The 21,574-nt window shown below is 72.7% G+C and carries 22 protein-coding genes; 6 read left to right on the top strand and 16 right to left on the bottom strand.

Annotation, left to right across the window (positions count from 1 at the left end; translation table 11 throughout):
- Positions 1-5 precede the first annotated feature (5 nt).
- The 4 genes from kdpF to ACFVDM_RS28505 form a co-directional block, all read right to left on the bottom strand.
- Positions 6-95: a K(+)-transporting ATPase subunit F gene (gene kdpF / locus ACFVDM_RS28490; RefSeq protein ID WP_383646317.1), complete on the bottom strand. Its 90-nt coding sequence runs from the start codon at positions 93-95 to the stop codon at positions 6-8.
- A gap of 340 nt (positions 96-435) precedes the next feature.
- Positions 436-1,200 carry a DUF3710 domain-containing protein gene (locus ACFVDM_RS28495; RefSeq protein ID WP_383646319.1) on the bottom strand — a complete coding sequence of 255 codons (765 nt, stop codon included), beginning with the start codon at positions 1,198-1,200 and terminating at the stop codon, positions 436-438.
- A gap of 1 nt (position 1,201) precedes the next feature.
- A complete protein-coding gene (gene dut, locus ACFVDM_RS28500; RefSeq protein WP_383646322.1) occupies positions 1,202-1,735 on the bottom strand; it encodes a dUTP diphosphatase in 534 nt (177 codons plus the stop codon).
- On the bottom strand, positions 1,735-2,319 hold the full coding sequence (locus ACFVDM_RS28505; RefSeq protein WP_383646325.1) for a PaaI family thioesterase: 585 nt from the start codon (positions 2,317-2,319) through the stop codon (positions 1,735-1,737). The genes dut and ACFVDM_RS28505 overlap by 1 nt, the downstream gene beginning before the upstream one ends.
- 58 nt (positions 2,320-2,377) lie before the next feature.
- Between ACFVDM_RS28505 and ACFVDM_RS28510 the strand changes: the two genes are divergently transcribed.
- A complete protein-coding gene (locus ACFVDM_RS28510) occupies positions 2,378-2,839 on the top strand; it encodes a DUF3093 domain-containing protein (protein ID WP_383646328.1) in 462 nt (153 codons plus the stop codon).
- 8 nt (positions 2,840-2,847) lie between these two features.
- Here the strand turns inward: ACFVDM_RS28510 and ACFVDM_RS28515 are convergent, their stop codons facing one another.
- From ACFVDM_RS28515 to ACFVDM_RS28530, 4 genes are all read right to left on the bottom strand, one after another.
- The gene (locus ACFVDM_RS28515) at positions 2,848-3,834 is read right to left on the bottom strand and encodes a hypothetical protein (RefSeq protein WP_383646330.1); all 987 of its coding nucleotides are present in this window, start codon (positions 3,832-3,834) and stop codon (positions 2,848-2,850) included.
- Positions 3,835-3,846: 12 nt separating this feature from the next.
- Entirely contained in the window at positions 3,847-4,143 is a 297-nt protein-coding gene (locus ACFVDM_RS28520; RefSeq protein ID WP_003965732.1) for a DUF4193 domain-containing protein, read from the bottom strand.
- Between the two features lie 404 nt (positions 4,144-4,547).
- A complete protein-coding gene (locus ACFVDM_RS28525) occupies positions 4,548-5,780 on the bottom strand; it encodes a sensor histidine kinase (protein ID WP_383646333.1) in 1,233 nt (410 codons plus the stop codon).
- Positions 5,781-5,785: 5 nt separating this feature from the next.
- Entirely contained in the window at positions 5,786-6,439 is a 654-nt protein-coding gene (locus tag ACFVDM_RS28530) for a response regulator transcription factor (RefSeq protein ID WP_383646337.1), read from the bottom strand.
- A 343-nt stretch (positions 6,440-6,782) separates the two neighbouring features.
- Between ACFVDM_RS28530 and ACFVDM_RS28535 the strand changes: the two genes are divergently transcribed.
- Positions 6,783-6,956 (top strand): hypothetical protein, encoded by a 174-nt coding sequence (locus ACFVDM_RS28535; RefSeq protein WP_383646340.1) that lies wholly within the window; start codon positions 6,783-6,785, stop codon positions 6,954-6,956.
- A 121-nt stretch (positions 6,957-7,077) separates the two neighbouring features.
- Here the strand turns inward: ACFVDM_RS28535 and ACFVDM_RS28540 are convergent, their stop codons facing one another.
- Positions 7,078-7,896: an inositol monophosphatase family protein gene (locus tag ACFVDM_RS28540; protein WP_383646343.1), complete on the bottom strand. Its 819-nt coding sequence runs from the start codon at positions 7,894-7,896 to the stop codon at positions 7,078-7,080.
- Positions 7,897-7,943: 47 nt separating this feature from the next.
- Entirely contained in the window at positions 7,944-9,071 is a 1,128-nt protein-coding gene (locus ACFVDM_RS28545) for a ferrochelatase (protein WP_383646347.1), read from the bottom strand.
- A gap of 183 nt (positions 9,072-9,254) precedes the next feature.
- Here ACFVDM_RS28545 and ACFVDM_RS28550 point away from each other — a divergent pair, with 183 nt between their 5' ends.
- Both ACFVDM_RS28550 and ACFVDM_RS28555 read left to right on the top strand, forming a co-directional pair.
- The gene (locus tag ACFVDM_RS28550) at positions 9,255-10,502 is read left to right on the top strand and encodes an MFS transporter (protein ID WP_383646350.1); all 1,248 of its coding nucleotides are present in this window, start codon (positions 9,255-9,257) and stop codon (positions 10,500-10,502) included.
- Entirely contained in the window at positions 10,459-11,781 is a 1,323-nt protein-coding gene (locus ACFVDM_RS28555) for a D-arabinono-1,4-lactone oxidase (RefSeq protein WP_383646353.1), read from the top strand. Before ACFVDM_RS28550 ends, ACFVDM_RS28555 begins: the two co-directional genes overlap by 44 nt.
- An 84-nt stretch (positions 11,782-11,865) precedes the next feature.
- On the opposite strand, the gene ACFVDM_RS28560 is transcribed toward ACFVDM_RS28555, so the two are convergent.
- Positions 11,866-12,951, bottom strand: coding sequence for a hypothetical protein (locus ACFVDM_RS28560; protein ID WP_383646356.1), 1,086 nt, complete (start codon positions 12,949-12,951; stop codon positions 11,866-11,868).
- Positions 12,952-13,449: 498 nt separating this feature from the next.
- On the opposite strand from ACFVDM_RS28560, the gene sepH reads away from it, so the two are divergent.
- On the top strand, positions 13,450-14,511 hold the full coding sequence (gene sepH, locus ACFVDM_RS28565; RefSeq protein ID WP_383646359.1) for a septation protein SepH: 1,062 nt from the start codon (positions 13,450-13,452) through the stop codon (positions 14,509-14,511).
- A 106-nt stretch (positions 14,512-14,617) separates the two neighbouring features.
- Here sepH and ACFVDM_RS28570 read toward each other — a convergent pair whose 3' ends face one another.
- Positions 14,618-15,448: a sulfurtransferase gene (locus ACFVDM_RS28570; protein ID WP_383646362.1), complete on the bottom strand. Its 831-nt coding sequence runs from the start codon at positions 15,446-15,448 to the stop codon at positions 14,618-14,620.
- Between the two features lie 233 nt (positions 15,449-15,681).
- Between ACFVDM_RS28570 and ACFVDM_RS28575 the strand changes: the two genes are divergently transcribed.
- Complete coding sequence (locus ACFVDM_RS28575; RefSeq protein WP_383646365.1) at positions 15,682-16,458, top strand: VOC family protein; 777 nt, start codon at positions 15,682-15,684, stop codon at positions 16,456-16,458.
- Between the two features lie 9 nt (positions 16,459-16,467).
- Here the strand turns inward: ACFVDM_RS28575 and ACFVDM_RS28580 are convergent, their stop codons facing one another.
- The 4 genes from ACFVDM_RS28580 to ACFVDM_RS28595 form a co-directional block, all read right to left on the bottom strand.
- Positions 16,468-18,975, bottom strand: coding sequence for an MFS transporter (locus ACFVDM_RS28580; RefSeq protein WP_383646369.1), 2,508 nt, complete (start codon positions 18,973-18,975; stop codon positions 16,468-16,470).
- A gap of 70 nt (positions 18,976-19,045) precedes the next feature.
- Complete coding sequence (locus ACFVDM_RS28585; RefSeq protein WP_383646372.1) at positions 19,046-19,696, bottom strand: thymidine kinase; 651 nt, start codon at positions 19,694-19,696, stop codon at positions 19,046-19,048.
- A gap of 51 nt (positions 19,697-19,747) precedes the next feature.
- Complete coding sequence (locus ACFVDM_RS28590) at positions 19,748-20,935, bottom strand: alkaline phosphatase family protein (protein WP_383646375.1); 1,188 nt, start codon at positions 20,933-20,935, stop codon at positions 19,748-19,750.
- A complete protein-coding gene (locus tag ACFVDM_RS28595; protein ID WP_383646379.1) occupies positions 20,935-21,528 on the bottom strand; it encodes a DUF5998 family protein in 594 nt (197 codons plus the stop codon). The genes ACFVDM_RS28590 and ACFVDM_RS28595 overlap by 1 nt, the downstream gene beginning before the upstream one ends.
- Positions 21,529-21,574: the final 46 nt, after the last annotated feature.

The following is a 21,574-nucleotide window of genomic DNA, read 5'->3' on the forward strand; positions in this document are numbered from 1 at the left end:
TCGGACTAGAACCTCTCCGGATACAGAAGGGCGAGGACGAGATAGCCCAGCAGGGCCACGGCGACGACGAGACCGACCACGTTCTCTGCGCTCACAGCTTCGCCACCCCCTTGGCGACGAGTGCCACCAGCGCGAAGACCGCGATCGTGGTGACGACGAAGGCCAGATCGGCCATCGGATGCTCCCGGATGAGGTGCGGAGGGTTGGGACCCTCTGAGCAAACCCCTCGCCGGCCCGGCCATGACCTGCGTTGATGCCTTCCTTACGGAGACGGACGCGCCCTTGACGGCGTCCGTACGTGCCCGATACGCGCCCCATACGCACGCCCCCGCGCGCCACTCCCCCGTCCCCCTCCCCCGGGCATGCGAAAAGGCCGGTGGCCCGCACCCCACGAGGGGGTACGGGCCACCGGCCTGTGTACCGGGAGGGTGCGGGTCAGCGCACCTCGGTGATCTCGGGACCGCGCTGGAGACCGGCCATGCCGCCGGAGAACCGCGATCCCTCCTGCTCCTCCTGCTGCACGCCCTCGGGCACCATCTGGGCGTCGTTGGGGAGCTTGAGGACGATCGGGTCGCGCGGGGCCATCGGGCCCTCGCCGCGGACGACCACGGTGTCCCGGAAGATCGTCTCCAGCAGGCCCGCGGCCTCCGGCTGCACGGCACCCTGGCCGGAGATCACTCCGCGCAGGAACCAGCGGGGACCGTCGACACCCACGAAGCGCACCAGCTGCACACCGTTCGTCCCGTCGGGGAGCTGTACGGGGACCTGCGCGCGCAGCTCCCAGCCCAGCGGGCCCTCGACCTCGTCGATGATGCCGCCCTGCTGGGTGATGCCGGCGGCGATCTCCTCGCGGACCTCGCCCCAGATGCCCTCCTTCTTGGGGGCGGCGAAGGCCTGCAGCTGGATCGCGCTGTCGCGCATCACGACGGTGGCCGCGACGATCGCGTCGCCGGCGACCTCCACACGCAGCTCCATGCCCTCGACCCCGGGGACGAAGATCCCGCCCAGGTCGACCCGTCCCTCGCCGGGCTTGGACACCTCGCCGATGTCCCACGGGCCGTCCGGGCGCGGCGCCGGCGGAAGGTTCGTCCGGCGCGAGGCGCCCTCGGTGTCACCCTGCTCGTCGACGACCTGCTCGGCCTCGCGCGTCTCGTCCGCCGTGTCCTCGGCGGAACCACTGTTCTTGCGACGTCCGAACACGTCACTGTCCTTCCCGGTCGGATTCGACCGAAGCGTAGCCGTTCCCGCCCTGGGGAACCCCGCCCCGGACGCCATCAACATCAACGGCGGCATGACCGCCGGTGGACCCGAAGCCCCCTTCGGCCCGCGCCGAACCGGGGAGCTCCGACACTTCGTGGAAGCGCACCTTCTCGACCTGCTGCACGACCAGTTGGGCAATCCGGTCGAACCGCTCGAACCGCACGGTCTCGCGAGGATCGAGATTGATGACGATCACCTTGATCTCCCCACGGTACCCGGCATCCACCGTCCCCGGGGCATTCACCAGGGCGACTCCGCAGCGTGCGGCGAGGCCGGACCGGGGGTGCACGAACGCGGCGTACCCGTCCGGAAGGGCGATCGAAACCCCGGTGGGGAGTACGGTCCGCTCGCCGGGTGCCAGCTCGGCGGCCTCGGTCGTCACGAGGTCGGCCCCGGCGTCCCCGGGGTGTCCGTACGACGGAAGGGGAACCTCCGGGTCGACCCGGCGGATCAGCACGTCGACGGGGTGGCGCATCAGGGGTTCACCTCGAAGGCGCGGGCCCGCTTGACCTGGTCGGGGTCGGCCATCGCCGCCTCGATCTCGGCCGGCCGGCCGTTCTCGATGAAGTGGTCGACCTTGACCTCGATGAACAGGGCCTCGGCGCGGACCGCCACGGGCCCGTCGGGGCCGCCGATCCGGCCGGTCGCCCGGGAGTAGATCTTGCGGCCGTGCACGGCGGTGATCTCCGCGTCGAGGAAGAGCACGGTGTCGACGGGCACGGGGCGGACGAAGTCGGTCTCCAGCCGGCCGGTCACCGCGATCACCCGCAGCAGCCAGTTCAGCGAGCCGAGCGTCTCGTCCAGCGCGGTGGCCAGCACCCCGCCGTGGGCGAGACCGGGAGCACCCTGGTGGGCGGCCTGGACGGTGAACTCCGCGGTGACGCAGACGCCCTCTCCGGCCCGTGCCTGGAGGTGCAGCCCGTGCGGCTGCCCGTCGCCGCAGCCGAAACAGTGTTCGTAGTGCGCGCCGAGCAGTTCGCCGGGGGCCGGGGCTTCGGGGTGCCGGACCGGTTTCACCGCGTCGGCGGGGGGCGTCAGAGCCGCAGATGTTCCACTCACAGGCGCAGACCTTACCCGCGCGGCTCCCCGCAGGTCGCGCCGTGCCAAGCTTGGATCCATGCAGCCCTCCACCCCGCCGTTCGACGAACGGCTCACCGCACCCCGTTCGTGGTGGTTCATCGCCGTTCTGGTCGGTATCGCGTGCGCGCTGATGCTGCTGCCGCTGGGCACCCTTCCGCTGCTGGCCGGCCTCGCGGGCGGCACGGCTCTTTCGGCGGTCGCGGTGAGCGCGTACGGCTCCGCCCGGATCCGGGTGGTGGCCGGTGCCCTGGTCGCGGGGGACGCGCGGATCCCCCTGTCGGCGCTCGGCGAGGCCGAGGTGCTGGACGGCGAGGAGGCGCGCGCCTGGCGTTCGTACAAGGCGGACACCCGGGCCTTCATGCTGCTGCGCAGCTACATCCCGACGGCGGTGCGGGTGACGGTCACGGATCCGGCGGACCCCACGCCGTACGTCTATCTGTCGACGCGGCAGCCGCGGCAGCTGGCGGCGGCCCTCGGGGCGGCCGCTCCGGCGGCCTGACGCCCCTCTCAGGCCTTCCCGGTGCCGGGGCCCCCGGTATCCCCGGGAAGGCCCTCGTACGGGGTCTCGGGCCGTTCCAGCGGCGGCAGCCCGGTGAGGCGGTCCCAGGGGACCTGCCGGCTGCGCAGATCCTTGCGGACGCGCTCGGCGAGCTTCCTGGTGTCGCGCCGGTTCATCATCGCGCCGACGGCCGCGCCGATCAGGAACGGGATGAGGTTCGGCAGGTCGCGCACGGTGCGCTTCATGATCTGGTGGCGCAGTTCGCGCTTCATATGGCCGCCGAGCGCCGCGTCCACGGACATGGGCTGGGCGATGTCGATGCCGCGCTCCTCCGTCCAGGACGTGAGGTAGGCGGTGGAACGCCGTCCGAGGCCGCCGGGCGGACGCTGTCCGTAGACCTCGTGCAGCTCGGCGACGAGCTTCATCTCGATCGCGGCCACACCGGTGATCTCGGCCGCCAGCTCGGTGAGCATGGCGGGAGGCACGGGCATCATGGCCACCGCGCCGATTCCGGCGCCGACGGTGGCGGTGCCCCTGGTCGCGCCGGCGATGAGCCGGTCGGCGATCTCCTCGGGCCCCAGGCCCGGGAACTGCGCGCGCAGGGTGTCGAGGTCACGCACGGGAACGCGGGGAGCGATGTCGATGATCAGATCGGCGATATGGCCGACCACCGCCTTCGCACTCTCCCCGCTCCTGCGTACGCCCCGTTTCACTGATGTCAGACGGCCTGCCCCGGTCACGGGCTCCGTCCGCTCGGCCTGCTCGGCCCTGTCGGCCGCATCGGCCTCGATCGCGGCGATGGCCGCCTCGACCGCTTCGAGCGAGGCCGGCAGGCCCCGCCCGTCGTCGTCCTGCTCGTCGGGCCTGGGTGGCAGGGCGGACCGCTCGGCAGGGGCTGCTGTGCCTTCTGCCGGGCCTGTACCGCCCTGTCGCGCCTCCGGCTCTCCGGTCCTGCGCCGGCGACGCCGCTTCCGGAACGGTGAGTCCCGTGTCACGGCGACCGGACCTCAGTCGCAGTCGCGGCAGATCGGCTGGCCGTTCTTCTCGCGGGCCAGCTGACTGCGGTGGTGCACGAGGAAGCAGCTCATGCAGGTGAACTCGTCCGCCTGCTTGGGCAGGACCCGGACGGCCAGTTCCTCGTTGGACAGGTCGGCGCCGGGCAGCTCCAGGCCCTCGGCCGCGTCGAATTCGTCGACGTCGACGGCGGAGGCCGTCTTGTCGCTCCGGCGGGCCTTGAGCTCTTCGAGGCTGTCCTGGTCGACGTCGTCGTCGGTCTTGCGTGGGGTGTCGTAATCCGTTGCCATGTCGCTCTCCCCCTCTGGGTGTATGCGGTGTCTCAGCGCACGTAACGCGTGAGAGGCCGGACTTGTGCCCGACCCGAGGCGGAGATTTTGCCTCACATCAAGGTCTGTTACTCAATCGACACCCAAAAGGACCGCTCGAGAGTGATCGGTTTGGGTGGCGATGGGGACCGTACACGGTCCCGCTGGTGCCGCTCACGGGCGCCACCCCGTGTACTTCCCGTGATGCGGGCCCCCGAAAACCCCGGCTATCACCGGATTTCCGCGGGATCCATCGTCACGGAGCGTGGACAGGCGGAAAATCGCTCCTGTGATCGATCACACAGGAACGGCTCGGGAGCCGGTCCAGAAAATTCCGCTTAAAGCGAACGAAACTGCTGCGTGTGCCGGACGCCTCGCCCGGCCTCTCAGACGGGAAGTGAGACGCGCATCACAAGACCACCGCCTTCGCGAGGCTCCGCGATGATACGGCCTCCGTGGGCGCGCGCGACGGACCGCGCGATCGACAGGCCGAGACCGACCCCCTTGTCGCTGCCCGTGCGCTCCGTACGCAGCCGTCTGAAGGGCTCGAAGAGGTTGTCGATCTCGTACGCCGGGACCACGGGCCCGGTGTTCGTGACGACCATCAGGGCCTGGCCGGGCAGCAGCTCGGTGGTGACCTCGACCCAGCCGTCCCCGGCGACGTTGTAGCGCACCGCGTTCTGGACGAGGTTCAGTGCGATCCGCTCCAGCAGGACGCCGTTGCCCTGGACGACCGCGGGAGCGAGCACGGCCCGCATCTCCACGCCCTTGGCCTCGGCCTCGCCCCGGGCCTGGTCCAGAGCCCGGGAGGCCACCTCGGCCAGATCGACGGGTTTGCGCTCGACGATCTGGTTGTCGCTGCGGGCCAGCAGCAGCAGGCCCTCGACGAGCTGCTCGCTGCGCTCGTTGGTGGCCAGCAGCGTCTTGCCGAGCTGCTGGAGCTCGGGCGGCGCCTCCGGATCGGAGAGGTGGACCTCCAGCAGCGTGCGGTTGATCGCCAGCGGCGTGCGCAGCTCGTGCGAGGCGTTGCCGACGAACCGCTGCTGCGCGGTGAACGCGCGCTCCAGCCGGTCCAGCATGTCGTCGAAGGTGTCCGCCAGCTCCTTCAGCTCGTCGTCGGGCCCGTCCAGCTCGATCCGCCGGGCCAGGTCCGTACCGGCGACGGTCCGGGCGATGCGGGTGATCCGGCCCAGCGGCGAGAGCACCCGCCCCGCCATGGCGTAGCCGAAGGCGAAGGCGATGACGCTGAGGCCCACCAGGGCCAGCAGCGATCTGTTCAGGAGCGTGTCCAGCGCCTGCTGGCGCTGGTGGTTGACGCAGGCGTTCATCGCGGCGTTGAAGTCGTCCGCGGACGCCTTCTCCGGCAGGTTGCAGATCTCGCTGGTCACCTGGCCGTTGGCGATCTTGAAGGGCAGCTCGCTGCCCACGTGCAGGGCCTGGGCGGCCAGCATGTAGATGATCGACAGCAGCAGGATGCCCGCGATCAGGAACATGCCGCCGTACAGCAGCGTGAGCCGTATCCGGATGGTCGGCCGGAGCCAGGGGTACGGGGGCTCCTGCTGCTTGGGCTCCCAGGTGGGTTTGGGGGGCGCCGACGCGGGCGGCGGGACGGTGGGCACGGGCCTCAGATCCGGTAGCCGGAGCCGGGCACCGTGACGATCACCGGCGGCTCGCCGAGCTTGCGCCGCAGAGTCATGACGGTCACCCGGACCACATTGGTGAACGGGTCGGTGTTCTCGTCCCAGGCCTTCTCCAGCAGCTGCTCGGCCGAGACCACGGCGCCCTCGCTGCGCATCAGGACCTCCAGGACGGCGAACTCCTTGGGCGCGAGCTGCACCTCCTGGCCGCCCCGGAAGACCTCGCGGCGGTTGGGGTCGAGCTTGATGCCCGCGCGCTCCAGGACGGGCGGCAGGGCCACCGTCGTACGGCGTCCCAGGGCCCGGACCCGTGCGGTCAGCTCGGTGAACGCGAAGGGCTTGGGCAGATAGTCGTCGGCGCCGAGCTCCAGGCCCTCCACCCGGTCGCTGACGTCCCCGGACGCGGTGAGCATCAGCACCCTGGTGGGCATGCCCAGCTCGACGATCCGCCGGCACACGTCGTCGCCGTGCACCAGCGGGAGGTCGCGGTCCAGGACGACGACGTCGTAGTCGTTGACCTCGATGCGCTCCAGGGCGGCGGCACCGTCGTACACGACATCGACGGCCATGGCCTCCCGGCGCAGTCCGGTGGCCACCGCATCGGCGAGCAGCTGCTCGTCCTCCACGACGAGTACGCGCACGGCGTTTCCTTCCTCAGTGCTTCACGGGGTTCACGGGCCCGTACGGGCGGGCCCGGACAGGTGGCGTGCGGCTCCATCCTGCCCGGAACACGCATAAACCGGCGGTAAGACGGCGCTGCCCCACCTGCGGCTTCCGGGAATTCGACGGATTCCCGGGCCAGTTGAGGTTTCTCTGAGGGTCGGGCCGGGGAGGACGAATGCACACCCGCGATCACGTCTTGTATGTGGCGTGCCACAGGTCCCTCCGGCCCCGGAGAGTTGCGTGATCACCCGCCCTACCGCCTCGGCGGAGGGAAACCCGGGCACACCCCCGTGCCACCGACCCACGATGAGGGGGCGCTTCATGGACGCTTTCACCGCAGGTCTGCTGCAACGCATCAAGACCACCGAGTCCGACCTCACCAAAGCCCGCGAGACGGGCGACGACTTCCTCGCCGACGTCGAACAGAGCGAACTGGACGATCTCCACCGCCTCGCGGCGGAGCACGGCGTACACATCGGCGCGACCAGCGTCTGAGCCGTCACGAGAAGGCCCCTCGGTGCTCCACAGGCACCGGAGGGGCCTTCTCGGTTCCGCGGCCCTCCACGGCCCGTACACACGGGGTGGGACGCGTCGGGCGGCCGGGCTCTCCCCCGGGTCAGTCGTGCCAGGCTCCCAGGTCCTCCAGCAGCGCCTGGAGGGGTTCGAAGACGCCCGGTGACGCGGCCACGGTCAGTCCGCCGTCGGCGGGCTCCCCGGGCCGTCCGCCGGTGAGCGCGCCCGCCTCCCGGGCGATCAGGTCCCCGGCGGCCAGGTCCCAGGGGTGCAGTCCGCGCTCGTAGTAGCCGTCCAGGCGGCCCGCGGCCACGTCGCACAGGTCGATGGCGGCCGAGCCGCCGCGCCGGACGTCGCGCAGCCGCGGGATCAGGACCCGGGCCACCTCCGCCTGGTGCGCGCGCACGTCGGCGACGTAGTTGAACCCGGTCGACACGAGCGCCTGGGCGAGCGGCGGGGCCGGACGGCAGCGCAGCCGGGCCCCGTCCCCGTAGGGTCCGCCCCTCGCGTGGGCGCCGCCACCGAGGACGGCGTGGTAGGTCTCGCCGCGCATCGGGGCCTCCACCACGCCCACGACCCGTTCCCCGTCGCGTTCGGCGGCGACGGAGACGGCCCAGGTGGGCAGGCCGTAGAGATAGTTCACGGTGCCGTCGAGCGGGTCGATCACCCAGCGGATCCCGCTGGTCCCCTCGGAGCTGGCCCCCTCCTCGCCGAGGAAGCCGTCCCGGGGGCGGCGCTCGGTGAGGAAGCCGGTGATCAGCTGCTCGGCGGCGATGTCCATCTCGGTGACGACGTCGACCGGGCTGGACTTGGTCGCGGCCACGCCGAGGTCGGCCGGGCGGCCGTCGCGCAGCAGGGCACCGGCCCGGTGGGCGACGTCCAGGGCGAGGTCGAGCAGTTCGGACAGCAGGGGGTCGGTCACGGCGCTCCCGGAGGGGTGAGGAGGGGCTGCGGTCGGTGGCGGAGGCGTCACGCGAAGGGGCTGTCGGCACCCGCGGCGGCCGGCTTGGGCGCTCGGGCGGGGCAGCAGCCGACCGGGCAGAGATCGTGGCTCGCCCCGAGGCTGCCGAGGGCGCACCTCTCGGGGCTTCGGCCGCTCTCGGTGGCGGCGCGCTCCAGCACGAGCTCGCGGACGGCGGCGGCGAAGCGGGGGTCCGAGCCGACGGTCGCGGAGCGCCGGACGGGCAGGCCCAGCTCGGCGGCCTTCGCGGTGGCCTCGGTGTCGAGGTCGTAGAGGACCTCCATGTGGTCGGAGACGAAGCCGATGGGCGCCATCACCACGGCCGGGACCCCGTCGGCGTGCAGGGCCTCCAGGTGGTCGCAGATGTCGGGCTCCAGCCACGGGATGTGCGGGGCGCCGCTGCGCGACTGGTAGACGAGCTTCCAGGGGTGGGTGACGCCGGTGCGGTCGGCCACGGCGTCGACGATCAGCCGGGCCACGTCCAGGTGCTCGGCCACATAGGCGCCGCCGTCCCCGTGCCCCTCGGCCGGGCCGGAGGTGTCGGCGGCCGAGGTGGGGATGGAGTGCGTGGTGAACGCGAGGTGCGCGCCGGCCCGTACGTCCTCGGGGAGGTCGGCGAGGGAGGCGAGGACGCCGTCCACCATCGGCTCGACGAAGCCGGGGTGGTTGAAGTAGTGCCGCAGTTTGTCCACGCGGGGCACGGACAGCCCCTCGGCCTCCAGGGCGGCCAGTGACTCGGCGAGGTTCTCGCGGTACTGGCGGCAGCCGGAGTAGGAGGCGTAGGCGCTGGTGGCCAGGACGGCGATGCGGCGGTGTCCGGCGCGGGTCATCTCGCGCAGGGTGTCGGTCAGGTAGGGCGCCCAGTTGCGGTTGCCCCAGTACACGGGCAGATCGAGTCCGTGGCCGGCGAAGTCCTCGCGCAGGGCGTCGAGCAGCGCCCGGTTCTGGGCGTTGATGGGGCTGACGCCGCCGAAGAGGAAGTAGTGCTTGCCGACCTCCTTGAGCCGCTCCTCGGGGATTCCCCGGCCGCGGGTCACGTTCGCCAGGAACGGAACCACGTCGTCCGGTCCTTCGGGGCCTCCGAAGGAGAGCAGCAGCAGGGCGTCGTAGGGAGCGGGATCACGCACATCGGACATGGCACCGATCCTGCCACCCGCCCCGCGCCCCGTTTCCACCGACACCGGCCACCCGGGACCGCCGCGCGGGGACGGGCCGTGCCGCCCGGAAACCCACTGTCGGACATGTCGCCCGCGACCGTAAGCTGTATCGGCCGCATTCACCCCTGACATCGCGCGTGACCACGCCGTTCCGGAGATCCCTTGTCCAGTCCCTACCGCGCGATCTTCGCCGCACCCGGCTCCCGGGCGTTCTCCGCCGCCGGTTTCCTCGGCCGGATGCCGTTGTCCATGATGGGCATCGGCGTGGTGACCATGGTGTCCCAGCTGACCGGCCGGTACGGGCTGGCCGGGGCGCTCTCGGCGACGCTGGCCATGTCGGCCGCGGTCATCGGCCCCCAGATATCCCGGCTCGTCGACCGGTACGGACAGCGCCGGGTGCTGCGCCCGGCGACGCTCGTCGCGCTGGCGGCGGTGACGGGGCTGCTGGTCTGCGCGCAGCAGGGGCTGGCGGACTGGACGCTCTTCGTCTTCGCGGCGGGCGCGGGGTGCGTACCCAGCGTCGGATCGATGGTCCGGGCCCGCTGGGCGGAGATCTACCGGGGCTCGGCGCAGCGACTGCACACCGCGTACGCGTGGGAGTCGATCGTCGACGAGGTGTGCTTCATCTTCGGCCCGATCATCTCGATCGGGCTCTCCACCGCCTGGTTCCCGGAGGCCGGGCCGCTGATAGCGGCCGGATTCCTGCTGGTCGGCGTGGTCTGGCTGACCGCTCAGCGGTCCACGGAGCCGGTGCCGCATCCGCAGGCCCGGCACACCACGGGCTCCGCGCTCTCCTCCCGCGGCCTCCAGGTGCTCGTGATCACCTTCGTGGCGACCGGGGCGATCTTCGGGGCCGTCGACGTGGTGACGGTGGCCTTCGCCGAGGAGCTCGGGCACAAGGCCGCGGCCAGTCTGGTCCTCGCCGTGTACGCGCTGGGCTCGTGCCTCGCCGGAGCGGTCTTCGGCCTGCTTCGGCTGCGGGGGAAGCCGTCCACGCGATGGCTGGTGGGTGTGTGTGCGATGGCCGTGAGTATGATCCCCCTCCAACTGGCCGGGAACCTTCCGTTTCTGGCCGTGGCGCTCTTTGTCGCGGGCCTGTTCGTCGCACCGACGATGGTGACCACCATGGCTCTCGTCGAACAGCACGTACCCCGCGCCCGGCTGACCGAGGGCATGACCTGGACCAGCACCGGGCTCGCCGTCGGCGTGGCGCTCGGCTCCTCGGCCGCCGGCTGGGTGGTCGACGCCTCCGGGGCGGAGGCGGGGTACGCGGTGCCCGCCGTGGCGGGAGCGCTCGCGGCCGCGGTGGCGTTCCTGGGGTACCGCCGGCTCAGTGGACCGGCTCCTAGGGAAGGGCGCGGGGAAGATGACCGACACCTACGCACGGACGACGACGAGCGCGTGGCGTAACTGGGCGGGCAACGTCACCGCCCGTCCGGCACGGACCGTGTCCCCCGCCTCCGTGGACGAGCTGTCCGAGGCGCTGCGCCGGGCCTCGGAGGACGGGCTGAAGGTGAAGCCGGTCGGCACCGGCCACTCCTTCACCGCGACGGCGGCCACCGACGGACTGCTGATCCGCCCCGATCTGCTCACCGGCATCCGGGAGATCGACCGGGACGCGATGACGGTGACGGTCGAGGCCGGCACCCCGCTGAAGCGGATGAACGCGGCGCTGGCCCGCGAGGGCCTCTCGCTCACCAACATGGGCGACATCATGGAGCAGACGGTCGCCGGGGCGACCTCGACCGGGACGCACGGCACCGGCCGCGACTCGGCGTCCATATCGGCGCAGATCCGCGCCCTGGAGCTGGTCACCGCCGACGGTACGGTGCTGACCTGCTCGGAGACCGAGAACCCCGAGGTCTTCGCCGTGGCCCGGATCGGGCTCGGCGCGCTGGGCGTCATCACGGCGATCACCTTCGCCGTGGAGCCGGTCTTCCTGCTGACCGCCCGCGAGGAGCCGATGACCTTCGACCGGGTCACGTCCGACTTCGACGAGCTGGTCGCGGAGAACGAGCACTTCGAGTTCTACTGGTTCCCGCACACCGGCAACACCAACACCAAGCGCAACAACCGCAGCGCCGGTCCCGCGGCTCCTCCCGGGCGGATCAGCGGCTGGATCGAGGACGAGTTCCTCTCCAACGGCGTCTTCCAGGTCGCCTGCTCGCTCGGCCGGGCGGTCCCCGCCACGATCCCCTCGATCGCCAGGGTCTCCAGCCGCGCCCTGTCCGCGCGCACGTACACCGACATCCCCTACAAGGTCTTCACCAGTCCGCGCCGGGTCCGGTTCGTGGAGATGGAGTACGCCCTGCCGCGCGAGGCCGCCGTGGAGGCGCTGCGCGAACTCAAGGCGATGGTGGAGCGCTCGCCGCTGCGGATCAGCTTCCCGGTGGAGGTGCGCACGGCCCCGGCGGACGACATCGCGCTCTCCACGGCCTCGGGCCGGGACAGCGCCTACATCGCCGTGCACCTGTACCGGGGCACCCCGTACCAGGCCTACTTCACGGCGGTCGAGCGGATCATGACCGCGCACGCCGGCCGTCCGCACTGGGGCAAGGTCAACACCCGGGACGCCGCGTACCTGTCCGGGGTGTACCCGCGCTTCGGCGAGTTCACCGCGGTACGGGACCGGCTGGACCCGGACCGTCTGTTCGCCAACGACTATCTGCGCCGGGTGCTGGGCGACTGACCCCTCCCCCGTCACCCCGCGCATGGATCGGCCCCCGCCCGGAATCTCCGGGCGGGGGCCGATCCATGCGCGGGGGCCGCGGGTTCAGCGGCCGGTGTCGCCGGTGGCCGGGTCGCCCTCCTGCGCGGGGGCGCTGCCGGCGTCCGAGGGCGCGGGGGACGCGCCGTCGCCGGTGGCCGACGGGGTGGGGGTGGCGGACGGCTGAGCGCCACCGCCGGTGCCGCTGCCCGTGCCGTCCGACGGGGCCGGGGTGGGCGTCGGCGCGTCGGTGGCGGCGCCGCTGTCGCGCGGGCCAGGGCGGGTGCTCCCCCCGTCCCGCGGTGCGGTGGGCGCCGGGGAGCCGTCCCCGGCCGGGGTGGTGGCGTCGCGGTCCGTGCCGGTTCCGGGGGTCGGCTGCGGATCGGTGGATCCGCCCGATCCGCGTTCGCCGCGCACGACCGAGCCGACGGTGGTGCCCTGACCACCGCTCAGGTCGTTGCCGGAGAGCAGTTCGAAGGTGGTGATCCCGACCATGGCGACGACGAACACCACGGCGGCGCCGAGAGCCGAACGCTTCCAGCCCCGGATCCGGGTGCCGTGCGTGGTCGCCGAGGAGAAGGCGTCGTCCTGGTCCGCGGGGGCGACGGCGAGCGGCCGGGTGCCGTCCACCGCGCGCAGCTGCCGGGTCCGCTCCGCGTCGGCGGGAACCTGCCGCAGCACGGTCGTGGCATCGACCCGGCGCAGCGCCCGCGTGGCGTCGGCGTCGGCGGGGTCCACGCGGCCCAGTACCGTCGTGGCGTCCGCCGGGCGCGGGATCGCGGTGGTCGGGGCGGACGCGGCCGCCTCGCGCAGGGCGATCCGCGTACCGGCCGTCTCCCACTCCGCGTCCGGGTCACCCGCGTCGCGCGTCTGGCGCGTATGCACCGTCACCTCGCGGTCCGGGTGCTTGACCTGGACGGTCACCTCGCGGATCTGCTCGCCCGTGCGCCGGAAGAAGTGCTGGAAGACGGAGCCCCCGCAGGTGGCCACGACGCTCATCACCCCGGCGCCCATAATCGTCCCGTAGACCCCCAGTTGGGACGCCGCGACGGCCGCCGCCACCGCCGCCACCGCGCTGCCCGCCACCTGGGGCAGGCTCAGATCGATCCGCCTTTCCTTGGGTTCTATGTCGCTTTCCGGCTTCTGCACCATTTCCAGCCCTTGATTGACATCGCTCCCACCATGCACCAACAAGGGACAATTGAGCGAAGCGGATAGTTCCGTTTACGGTGATTCTGTGAAGCAGGACACGCACGACGGGCATCACGTCCCCAACTGGGTACGCCAACTCCCGTGCCCGACGAGAACTTGGACGGCGCGGCGGTCCACCCACATGGTCCTAATGGAGTACTGTGGCGAGCCCTGGGGCCGGACACCCATGCGGATGTCCGGAACCTTCGGGAGGGGGCCGAAGGAGGCACTCGATCCGGCGGCGCGGCGGCATCGCACGGGGGCCAGCTACGCGGAGTGACCATCGGTCACTGCGTGTCGCGTGAAGAGGTCACCGTGTCACACCGGCGATCACGGGCTCACGCCCGACACGCCGGGCAACACGGCAATGTTGTGGCAGGCTGCACCCGGGCAGGCCACACTCGACTAGCGGAAGCAGCGACGCACGTGACGTCGGCAGGCACCACCCGGGAGGTCCCCATGCCCGAACTGCGTGTCGTGGCCGTCTCCAACGACGGCACACGACTGGTGCTCAAAGCTGCGGACAGTACGGAGTACACGCTTCCGATCGACGAGCGGCTGCGAGCCGCCGTGCGCAACGACCGCGCCCGGCTCGGCCAGATCGAGATCGAGGTGGAGAGCCACCTCCGGCCCCGCGACATCCAGGCCCGGATACGAGCCGGCGCCTCCGCGGAGGAGGTCGCCCAGTTCGCCGGGATCCCGGTCGACCGTGTCCGCCGCTTCGAGGGCCCCGTGCTCGCGGAGCGCGCCTTCATGGCCGAGCGCGCCCGGAAGACTCCCGTGCGCCGTCCCGGCGAGAACACCGGCCCCCAGCTCGGCGAGGCGGTGCAGGAACGGCTCCTGCTGCGCGGCGCCGACAAGGAAACCGTCCAGTGGGACTCCTGGCGCCGTGACGACGGCACCTGGGAGGTCCTGCTGGTGTACCGGGTCGCCGGCGAACCTCACTCGGCGAGCTGGACCTACGACCCGCCGCGCCGGCTCGTCCAGGCCGTCGACGACGAGGCCCGTTCGCTGATCGGCGAGACGGACGACGTCGCCGCGCCCGAGCCCAGCTTCCCGTTCGTCCCCCGGATCGCCCGGCTGCCCCGTGACCGGCCGCTGGACCGCGCCCTGGACCGCCAGATGGAGCGCCCCGCTCCGCCGCCTCCCCCTGAGCCGGAGGAGCGCGTCGGCGGGGTCACCGCGAGCGAGCGGGACTCGCTGACCAGCCTGCTGGAGGCGGTGCCCAGCTTCCGCGGCGACATGGTCGTCCCCGAGCGCCCGGCTCCGCCCGAGCCGCCCGCCCTCGAACCGGCCCCCGTGCAGGAGCCCGAGGCGGAGGAACCGCCCGCCGCGTCCGCCGGCGCGGGCGCCGCGTACGCGGACGTGCTGATGCCGCGCGCGGTCGCCGGTCACCGCGACCGGCTCACCGGGACGACCGACCGGCAGGCCGAGGCCGACGGGGTCCGTCCGGGCCGCCGGGCCGCGGTGCCGAGCTGGGACGAGATCGTCTTCGGCACGCGCCGCAAGAAGCAGGACTGAGGGACCGGGTGACCGCAGCATGACGAGGGCCCGTACGCAGCGGCGTACGGGCCTTTGTCGGCTGCCCGCGCGGAACCGTGCCGCCCGGTACGGTTCCGGCGCTCCCCTACTGGGGATCGGGTCCCGTGGCGACCGGGCGGGACTCGTCGGCCGACCACTGCGACCAGGAGCCGGCGTAGAGCGCGCTGGGGCGGCCGGTGATCTCCAGGGCCAGCACCTCGTGGGCGCCGGAGACCCCGGAGCCGCAGTAGACACCGATCTCCGTACCGTCCCCCTCGGCACCCACGGCACGGAACCGGGCGTCCAGGGCGTCCGCGTCCAGGAAGCGTCCGTCTGCGTCGGTGTTCTCCGTGGTGGGCGCGGAGACCGCGCCCGGGATGTGGCCGCCCACCCGGTCGATCGGCTCCACCTCGCCCCGGTACCGCTCGGCGGCGCGGGCGTCGAGCAGCAGACCGGAACGGGCGAGCGCCGCCGCGCCGTCCGCGTCCAGCAGCGGCATGGAGCCCGGTACGGGCACGAAGTCGCCCTCGGCGGGCTCCGGGGTCTCCTTGGACAGCTCGCCGGTCCAGGCGGCGAGCCCGCCGTCCAGTACCCGGACGTCCCGGTGCCCCGTCCAGCGCAGCAGCCACCACGCACGGGCCGCGGCCCAGCCGAGCCCGCCGTCGTACACGATCACGGCACTGTCCCGGCGGACGCCCGCGCGCCGCATCGCCGCGCCGAACGCCTCCGGATCGGGCAGTGGATGGCGTCCGCCGTCACCGGCCGGACCGGCGAGTTCGGCGTCCAGGTCGACGAAGACCGCGCCGGGCAGATGACCGGCCTCGTAGTCGGGCAGGCCGTGCGGCCCGCCCAGCTGCCAACGTACGTCCAGGAGCACCGGCGGACGTGGCCCCGCCGACTCGCTCGCACATGCGGATGCGGAGATGATGGGCTTCATACCGGCCATCCTCGCGCAGCGACCGGCCCGCCCGTAACCACGCCGAAACGGCTTCACCGCCCCCATCCGGATCTCCTCCGTCGAGATCGCGGTGCCGGCGGCGCGGCCGGGGCGCATCACGCGTCCGGTGGTGCGAGCATCTTCACGGGGCGTACACATCCCGTACCGCACAACGGCGCGCCGGCCCCGATCCCCCCGTACGGCCACCACGATGGTCGGAGGAGAGAGTGACGATGACCGAGGCTGCCGCCCGACGGACACCGGGAACGCCCTGCTGGGTCAGTCTGATCGTGCACGGCCTGCACACCACCCAGACCTTCTACACCGAACTCTTCGGCTGGGAGTACGGCCCCGGGCCCGAGCAGCTCGGCCCGTACGTCCGGGCGCTGAGCGACGGCAAGGAGGTGGCGGGGCTGGGACTGCTCTCGCCCGACCGGCACCTGCCGATCGCCTGGACGACCTATCTGGCCACCGACGACGCCGATGCCACGGCCGAGGCGATCCGGTCCTGCGGCGGCACGGTGGGGGTGGGCCCGCTGGACGCCGGCGAGGCGGGCCGGATGGCGGTGGCGTCCGATCCGTGCGGGGCCGTCTTCGGGATCTGGCAGGCCGGTTCCCACGCCGGTACGGCGCAGACCGGGGCACCCGGCACCCCGGTCTGGAACGAACTGGTCACCCGGGAGACGTCGACGGTCGCGAAGTTTTACCAGACGGTCTTCGGCTACGAGACCGAGGCGGTCGTCTCGGCCGACTTCGACTACCAGACCCTGCACCTGGGCGGGCGCCCGGTGGCCTCGCTGCACGGGGTCGGCAACGCCCTCCCCCGGGACCGGGGTCCGCACTGGATGACGTACTTCGAGGTCGCGGACACCGACGAGGCCGCGCGGCACGTGGTGGAGCTGGGCGGCCATGTCCTCCAGCAGCCGCGGGACGGGTCCGCGGGCCGGGTGGCCACGGTGGCCGACCCGGAGGGCGCGGTCTTCACGATCGTGCGGTCGGAGCGTCCCTGAAGCGAGCGGTCAGCGGCCCGGGGCCTGTCCCGCGGGCCGCGCCGCCGGGGCGCCGATCATCAGTCCGGCGGTCAGGCAGGCGAGCAGCAGCGCGCCGACGGCCCACCACAGACCCGTGGTGTAGGCGCGCAGAACGGCCGTGGTCACCCCGTCCGGCGAGGTCACCCGTCCGATCTCGGCGGCGAGAACCGCCGCCGTCAGCGCGCTGCCGAGCACGGACCCCAGGTTCTGGCCGGCCGTGACCGTCCCGGCGCGTACGCCCGAGCGCCCGGGACCGCCGGCGGCCGTCGCGGTGGCGAGCAGCGGCATGAGGGCGAGTCCGCCGCCGAACCCGACGAGGACGAGGCCGGGCAGGACGTCGGCGTAGGCACCGCCGCTGTCGAGCCGGGTCATCAGGACCAGGCCGAGCGCGGTGGCCAGCAGACCGCCGATGATCAGAACGCGGGGTGCGACGCGGGGCATCAGCCGGGCGGCCACCTGGGTGGCCCCGACGACGGCGCCGGCGGCCAGTGGCAGGAAGGCGGCGCCGGCCGTGGCGGGACTGAAGCCCACGACACCGAGCAGGTAGTAGTCGCAGGCCGAGAGCGCGGCCATGGTCCCGCAGCCGGCCAGGGCCAGGGTGAGGAAGGAGCCGGCCCGGTCGAGTCCGGTGGCGGGCGACGCCTCGGGGAAGGTGTCGGTCCGTCCGGCCTGCCACACCAGGTAGGCGACGAGCAGCAGCACGCCCGAGGTCAGGGCGGCCAGGATCAGCGGGTCGGTCCAGCCGTGCGCGTCCGCCTGGGCGAGTCCGTAGCCGAGGGCGGCGAGGGCTGCGGTGCCGAGCAGGATCCCGCCCGTGTCCAGCGGGGGCTTCGGGGGTTCGGGGCGTTCGTGGACCAGGGGGACCGCGGCGATCAGGGTGACGACGGCGAGGAGGGCCGCCGCGAACAGGCAGACGCGCCAGTTCGCGGATTCGATGATCCATCCTCCGGCGAGGACGCCGACGGCCGAACCGCCCGCGGCGGTCGCGGCGTAGACCCCGAGAGCGCGGTGCCGTTCCCTCGTATCGGTGAATCCGCTCGTGACCAGGGCCAGCGCCGACGGGGTCAGCAGCGCGGCGCAGGCCCCCTGGAGGAACCGGGCGAGGATCAGGGGTCCCTCGCCCCCGGTGAGCCCGCCGAGCCCCGAGGCGAGCACGCATCCGACGAGCCCGATGACGAAGGTGCGCCGGCGGCCGATCCGGTCGGCGAGGTGCCCGCCCATGATCAGCAGACCGCCGAAGGCGAGCGTGTACGCGAGGTACAGCGGGCTCAGTCCGTCGGTGCGCATGCCCAGATCGGCCTGGACGGCCGGGGCCGCCAGGTTGAAGGACATGAGGTCGAACAGGACCAGGAGCTGGGCCAGGGTGATCACCACCAGCCCCCACCAGCGGTGCGGGTGCGGCGGCGCGGCGTCGCCGTCCGGGGCGGGGGCCGGGAATCCCGTCCAGTGGGCCGGGGGCGTCGGCGGCCCGAACCCCTGCGGCGCGCCGAACGGCGCGGGGACGGTCGGTGCGTGGGCGGGCGGCGAGGGCACCCGCTGCGGCGCGGCGTCCTTCACCAGCGGGACGGGCTGCGGGGCCGGGGTGTCCGCGGGCTGCTCCGGAGCGAAGTCGAGGAGCCCGGCCGCGTGCCGTCCGAGCTGGGCCAGGACCGCGCCGGGCAGCCACTCCTCCGGGGACTCCTGTGCGGTCCGGTCGGCGATCTCCTGCGGTGTGGGCCGCGCGGCCGGGTCCTTCGCCAGACAGGCGCGTACGAGACCGAGGAGGGAGGCGGGCACTCCGGTGAGATCCGGCTCGTCCTCGGCGATCTTGAACAGATGGGCGGGCAGACCGGTGTCGGCGGCGCCGAAGAGCAGCCGTCCGGTGGCCGCGTGGACGAGGACCGCGCCGAGGCAGAAGACATCGCTCGCCGGGGTGAGTTCCCGGCCGCGGACCTGTTCGGGGGACATGAAGCCCGGGGAGCCGATCAGCATGCCGGTGCGGGTGTGCAGGCTGTCCCCGGCGAGGCTGTCCATGGCCCGCGCGATGCCGAAGTCGATGACGCGCGGCCCGTCGACGGTGACGAGGACGTTCGACGGCTTGAGGTCGCGGTGGATGAGCCCCGCCTCGTGCACCGCCCGCAGGGCCAGGGCCAGCCGGTTGGCGAGGACCAGGACCGAGTGCTCGGGCAGCGGTCCGTAGTCCTTGCCGACGACGGTGCTCAGATCGGGTCCGGGAACGTACCGCGTGGCCACCCACGGGACCTCGGCCTCCGGATCGGCGTCCAGCACCTCGGCGGTCCACTCGCCGCCGACCCGGCGCGCGGCGGTCACCTCGCGGGCGAAGCGCCTGCGGAACTCCTGGTTCCCCGCGTACTCGGCCTGGACGACCTTGACCGCCACCGTCCGTCCGGCGTCGGACCGGCCGAGATAGACCAGGCCCATGCCTCCCTCGCCCAGCCGGGCGATCAGTCGGTACGGGCCGATGCGGGCCGGGTCCTGGGAGGTCAGCGGTTTCACGCAAGCAACATAGGGCAACTCCCGCACCGTCGCGGGTGATCGGCCCAATCGCTGAGGAAGTCCGGTGGATTCAGGGGGTATTGACCGGCAGCACATCCGGTGACAGCGCGCCCGCGCGGGCCGACGCGCTGGTCATCCGGCGGCGGTGGTGGCTGCGGCACAGCACCTCGTACCCGATGTCCTCGGCCGGGCGGTTGACGTCGCCGACCACGACCTGGGCGCCCTCGACGACCATCCGGCCGCCGACGGTGCGGGCGTTGTGGGTGGCGCGGGCGCCGCACCAGCACAGCGCCTCCACCTGGAGCGCCTCTATCCGGTCGGCCAGCTCGATCAGGCGCTGGGAGCCGGGGAAAAGCCGGGTCCGGAAGTCGGTGGTGATGCCGAAGGCGAAGACGTCGAGGCCCAGATCGTCCACGACACGGGCCAGTTGGTCGATCTGCTCGGGGGCGAGGAACTGCGCCTCGTCGACGATGACGTAGTCGGCCCTGCCGCCCCGGGAGAGCTGGTCGACGAGGTGGGCGTACAGGTCCATGCCCTCGGCCGCCTCGACGGCCTCGGTGACCAGGCCCAGCCGGGAGGAGAGCTTCCCCTGCCCCGCCCGGTCGTCCCGGGTGAAGATCACGCCCTGGAGTCCGCGGGCCGAGCGGTTGTGCCCGATCTGGAGGGCCAGCGTGCTCTTTCCGCAGTCCATCGTTCCGGAGAAGAACACAAGCTCGGGCATGAGGGGGCTATGACCTTTCGGGAGGGAGGGAAGAAGGGGCCGGACGGCAGTCTACGAGCGTACTTCGAGCAGGGGGACGAACTGCTCGACGGGGGTCATGGAGCCGTGCATCCCGACCATCGCGGACTCGTGCGGCTCGTTGACGGAGGCGGTGATCACCACATCGTCCCGGGCCGCCGCCACCACGTCGCCGATCCGGCCGAGGACCCGCTCGTCGACGCGCGGACCGAACCAGCCCGCGGCGACGGCCTCCTCGCGGCTCGCCACCCAGAACTGCTCGCCGAGCACCTCGCGCCAGACGGTCAGCACATCCGCCTCCGCGCCCGGGACGGCGTACGCGTGACGGGCACGGCCCTCGCCGCCGAGGAGCGCGACGCCCGCGCGCAGCTCCCAGTCCTCGTCGAAGTCGATCCGGGAGTGCTCGTCGAACGGGATGTCGATCATGCCGTGGTCGGCGGTGATGTAGAGCGCGGAGCGCGGCGGCAGCTGCTCGGCCAGGCGCCGGGCCAGCCCGTCCACGTACATCAGCTGTCCGCGCCAGGCGTCGGAGTCCACCCCGAAGCGGTGCCCCGCGCCGTCGACCTCGCTGTAGTAGGTGTAGACGAGCGAGCGGTCCCCGGCGGCGAGCCGCTGGGCGGCGACGTCCATCCGCTCCTCGCCGGCGAGCCGGCCGAGGAAGGAGCCGCCGCTGAGCGCGACCTTGGTCAGCGGGGTCTGCTCGAAGGCCGGGGCGGAGACCTGTGCGGTGCGCACGCCGGCGGCGTCGGCGAGCTGGAAGACCGTCGGGTGGGGCTGCCAGGCCCTGGGCGGGGTCCACGGCTTCCAGCGGAGCTGGTTCATCAGCTCGCCGGTCTCCGGGTTGCGCGCCGTGTATCCGGGCAGGCCGTGCTCGCCCGGCGGCAGACCGGTGCCGACGGAGGCGAGCGAGGTCGCGGTGGTGGCCGGGAAGCCCGCGGTGATCGGGCGGCCGGTGCCGCCGCGCGAGCTGGGCAGCAGGGAGTGCAGGAAGGGGGCCTCATCGGGGTGGGCCCCGATCTGCTCCCAGCCGAGGCCGTCGATCAGGAACACGCAGTTCCGGTCGGCGGGGGTCAGCTCGGGGATCGCGGCGGTGAACCCGGGGACCTCCTGGCCCGCGACGAGCGTGGGCAGCAGATCGGCGAGCGATCCGCCGCCGTACTCCGGTACGGGGGCGCTGTCGACGGACAGCAGGACGGGGTCCTGCCAGGCCGGCTGGGCCATCAGCGGCCGGCCGCCGTCGCGGCGGTGGCCTCGGAGAGCGCCTGGGCGAAGGCGAGCGTCTGGCGCACGGTGTCCGGGCCGTCGCCGGCCTCGCTGACCCGCAGGCTCAGGTCGTCGGCGGTGGAGCTGCCGGTGTAGCCGTGGTCGGCCTCGCAGTTGGGGTCGCCGCAGGCGGCGGGCTCCAGGTCGATCCGGGAGACCGCGCCCCAGCCGATGGTCAGGACGACCTCGCGGGGCAGGGTGCCCGCGACGTACTTCTCGGGGTTGGCGACGACGCGGCTGACCACGACCGAGGAGATCCGGTCGAGCTTGACCGACTCGGTGGAGGTGGTGGCGTACGGCGAGGGGGAGCTGGTGTCCGCGTTCTGCTCGTCGGTGTGGCTGACGATGAAGCGGGTGTCCGTGAGCACCAGGACCGTGACGTGCCGGCGCACCTCGTTGGAGTCGAACGTCGTCTCCTGGTGCACCAGGTACGAGGCGACCGGCTCACCGCCCACGGCGGCCTCCACCGCCTCGGCCACGAGGGCCGGGTAGTAGCCGCTGCGCTCGATCGCCGCGCGCAGCCCCTGGGTCGTCGTACCGGTCTTAGCCATGGACACCATCCTACGGCGGACCGATGGCTGCCGGGGACGCCCGTGA

This window comes from Streptomyces sp. NPDC057682 (assembly GCF_042799575.1).
Classification (GTDB): domain Bacteria; phylum Actinomycetota; class Actinomycetes; order Streptomycetales; family Streptomycetaceae; genus Streptomyces.

What these genes read in the sequence shown, in the direction of transcription:
- ACFVDM_RS28570 (WP_383646362.1), bottom strand. Translation starts at nt 15,448, where the DNA reads ATGAAGCCCATCATCTCCGCATCCGCATGTGCGAGCGAGTCGGCGGGG.
- ACFVDM_RS28560 (WP_383646356.1), bottom strand. Translation starts at nt 12,951, where the DNA reads ATGGTGCAGAAGCCGGAAAGCGACATAGAACCCAAGGAAAGGCGGATC.
- ACFVDM_RS28510 (WP_383646328.1), top strand. Translation starts at nt 2,378, where the DNA reads ATGCAGCCCTCCACCCCGCCGTTCGACGAACGGCTCACCGCACCCCGT.
- ACFVDM_RS28520 (WP_003965732.1), bottom strand. Translation starts at nt 4,143, where the DNA reads ATGGCAACGGATTACGACACCCCACGCAAGACCGACGACGACGTCGAC.
- ACFVDM_RS28590 (WP_383646375.1), bottom strand. Translation starts at nt 20,935, where the DNA reads ATGGCCCAGCCGGCCTGGCAGGACCCCGTCCTGCTGTCCGTCGACAGC.
- sepH (WP_383646359.1), top strand. Translation starts at nt 13,450, where the DNA reads ATGCCCGAACTGCGTGTCGTGGCCGTCTCCAACGACGGCACACGACTG.
- ACFVDM_RS28595 (WP_383646379.1), bottom strand. Translation starts at nt 21,528, where the DNA reads ATGGCTAAGACCGGTACGACGACCCAGGGGCTGCGCGCGGCGATCGAG.
- ACFVDM_RS28585 (WP_383646372.1), bottom strand. Translation starts at nt 19,696, where the DNA reads ATGCCCGAGCTTGTGTTCTTCTCCGGAACGATGGACTGCGGAAAGAGC.
- ACFVDM_RS28555 (WP_383646353.1), top strand. Translation starts at nt 10,459, where the DNA reads ATGACCGACACCTACGCACGGACGACGACGAGCGCGTGGCGTAACTGG.
- dut (WP_383646322.1), bottom strand. Translation starts at nt 1,735, where the DNA reads ATGCGCCACCCCGTCGACGTGCTGATCCGCCGGGTCGACCCGGAGGTT.
- ACFVDM_RS28545 (WP_383646347.1), bottom strand. Translation starts at nt 9,071, where the DNA reads ATGTCCGATGTGCGTGATCCCGCTCCCTACGACGCCCTGCTGCTGCTC.
- ACFVDM_RS28575 (WP_383646365.1), top strand. Translation starts at nt 15,682, where the DNA reads ATGACCGAGGCTGCCGCCCGACGGACACCGGGAACGCCCTGCTGGGTC.
- ACFVDM_RS28535 (WP_383646340.1), top strand. Translation starts at nt 6,783, where the DNA reads ATGGACGCTTTCACCGCAGGTCTGCTGCAACGCATCAAGACCACCGAG.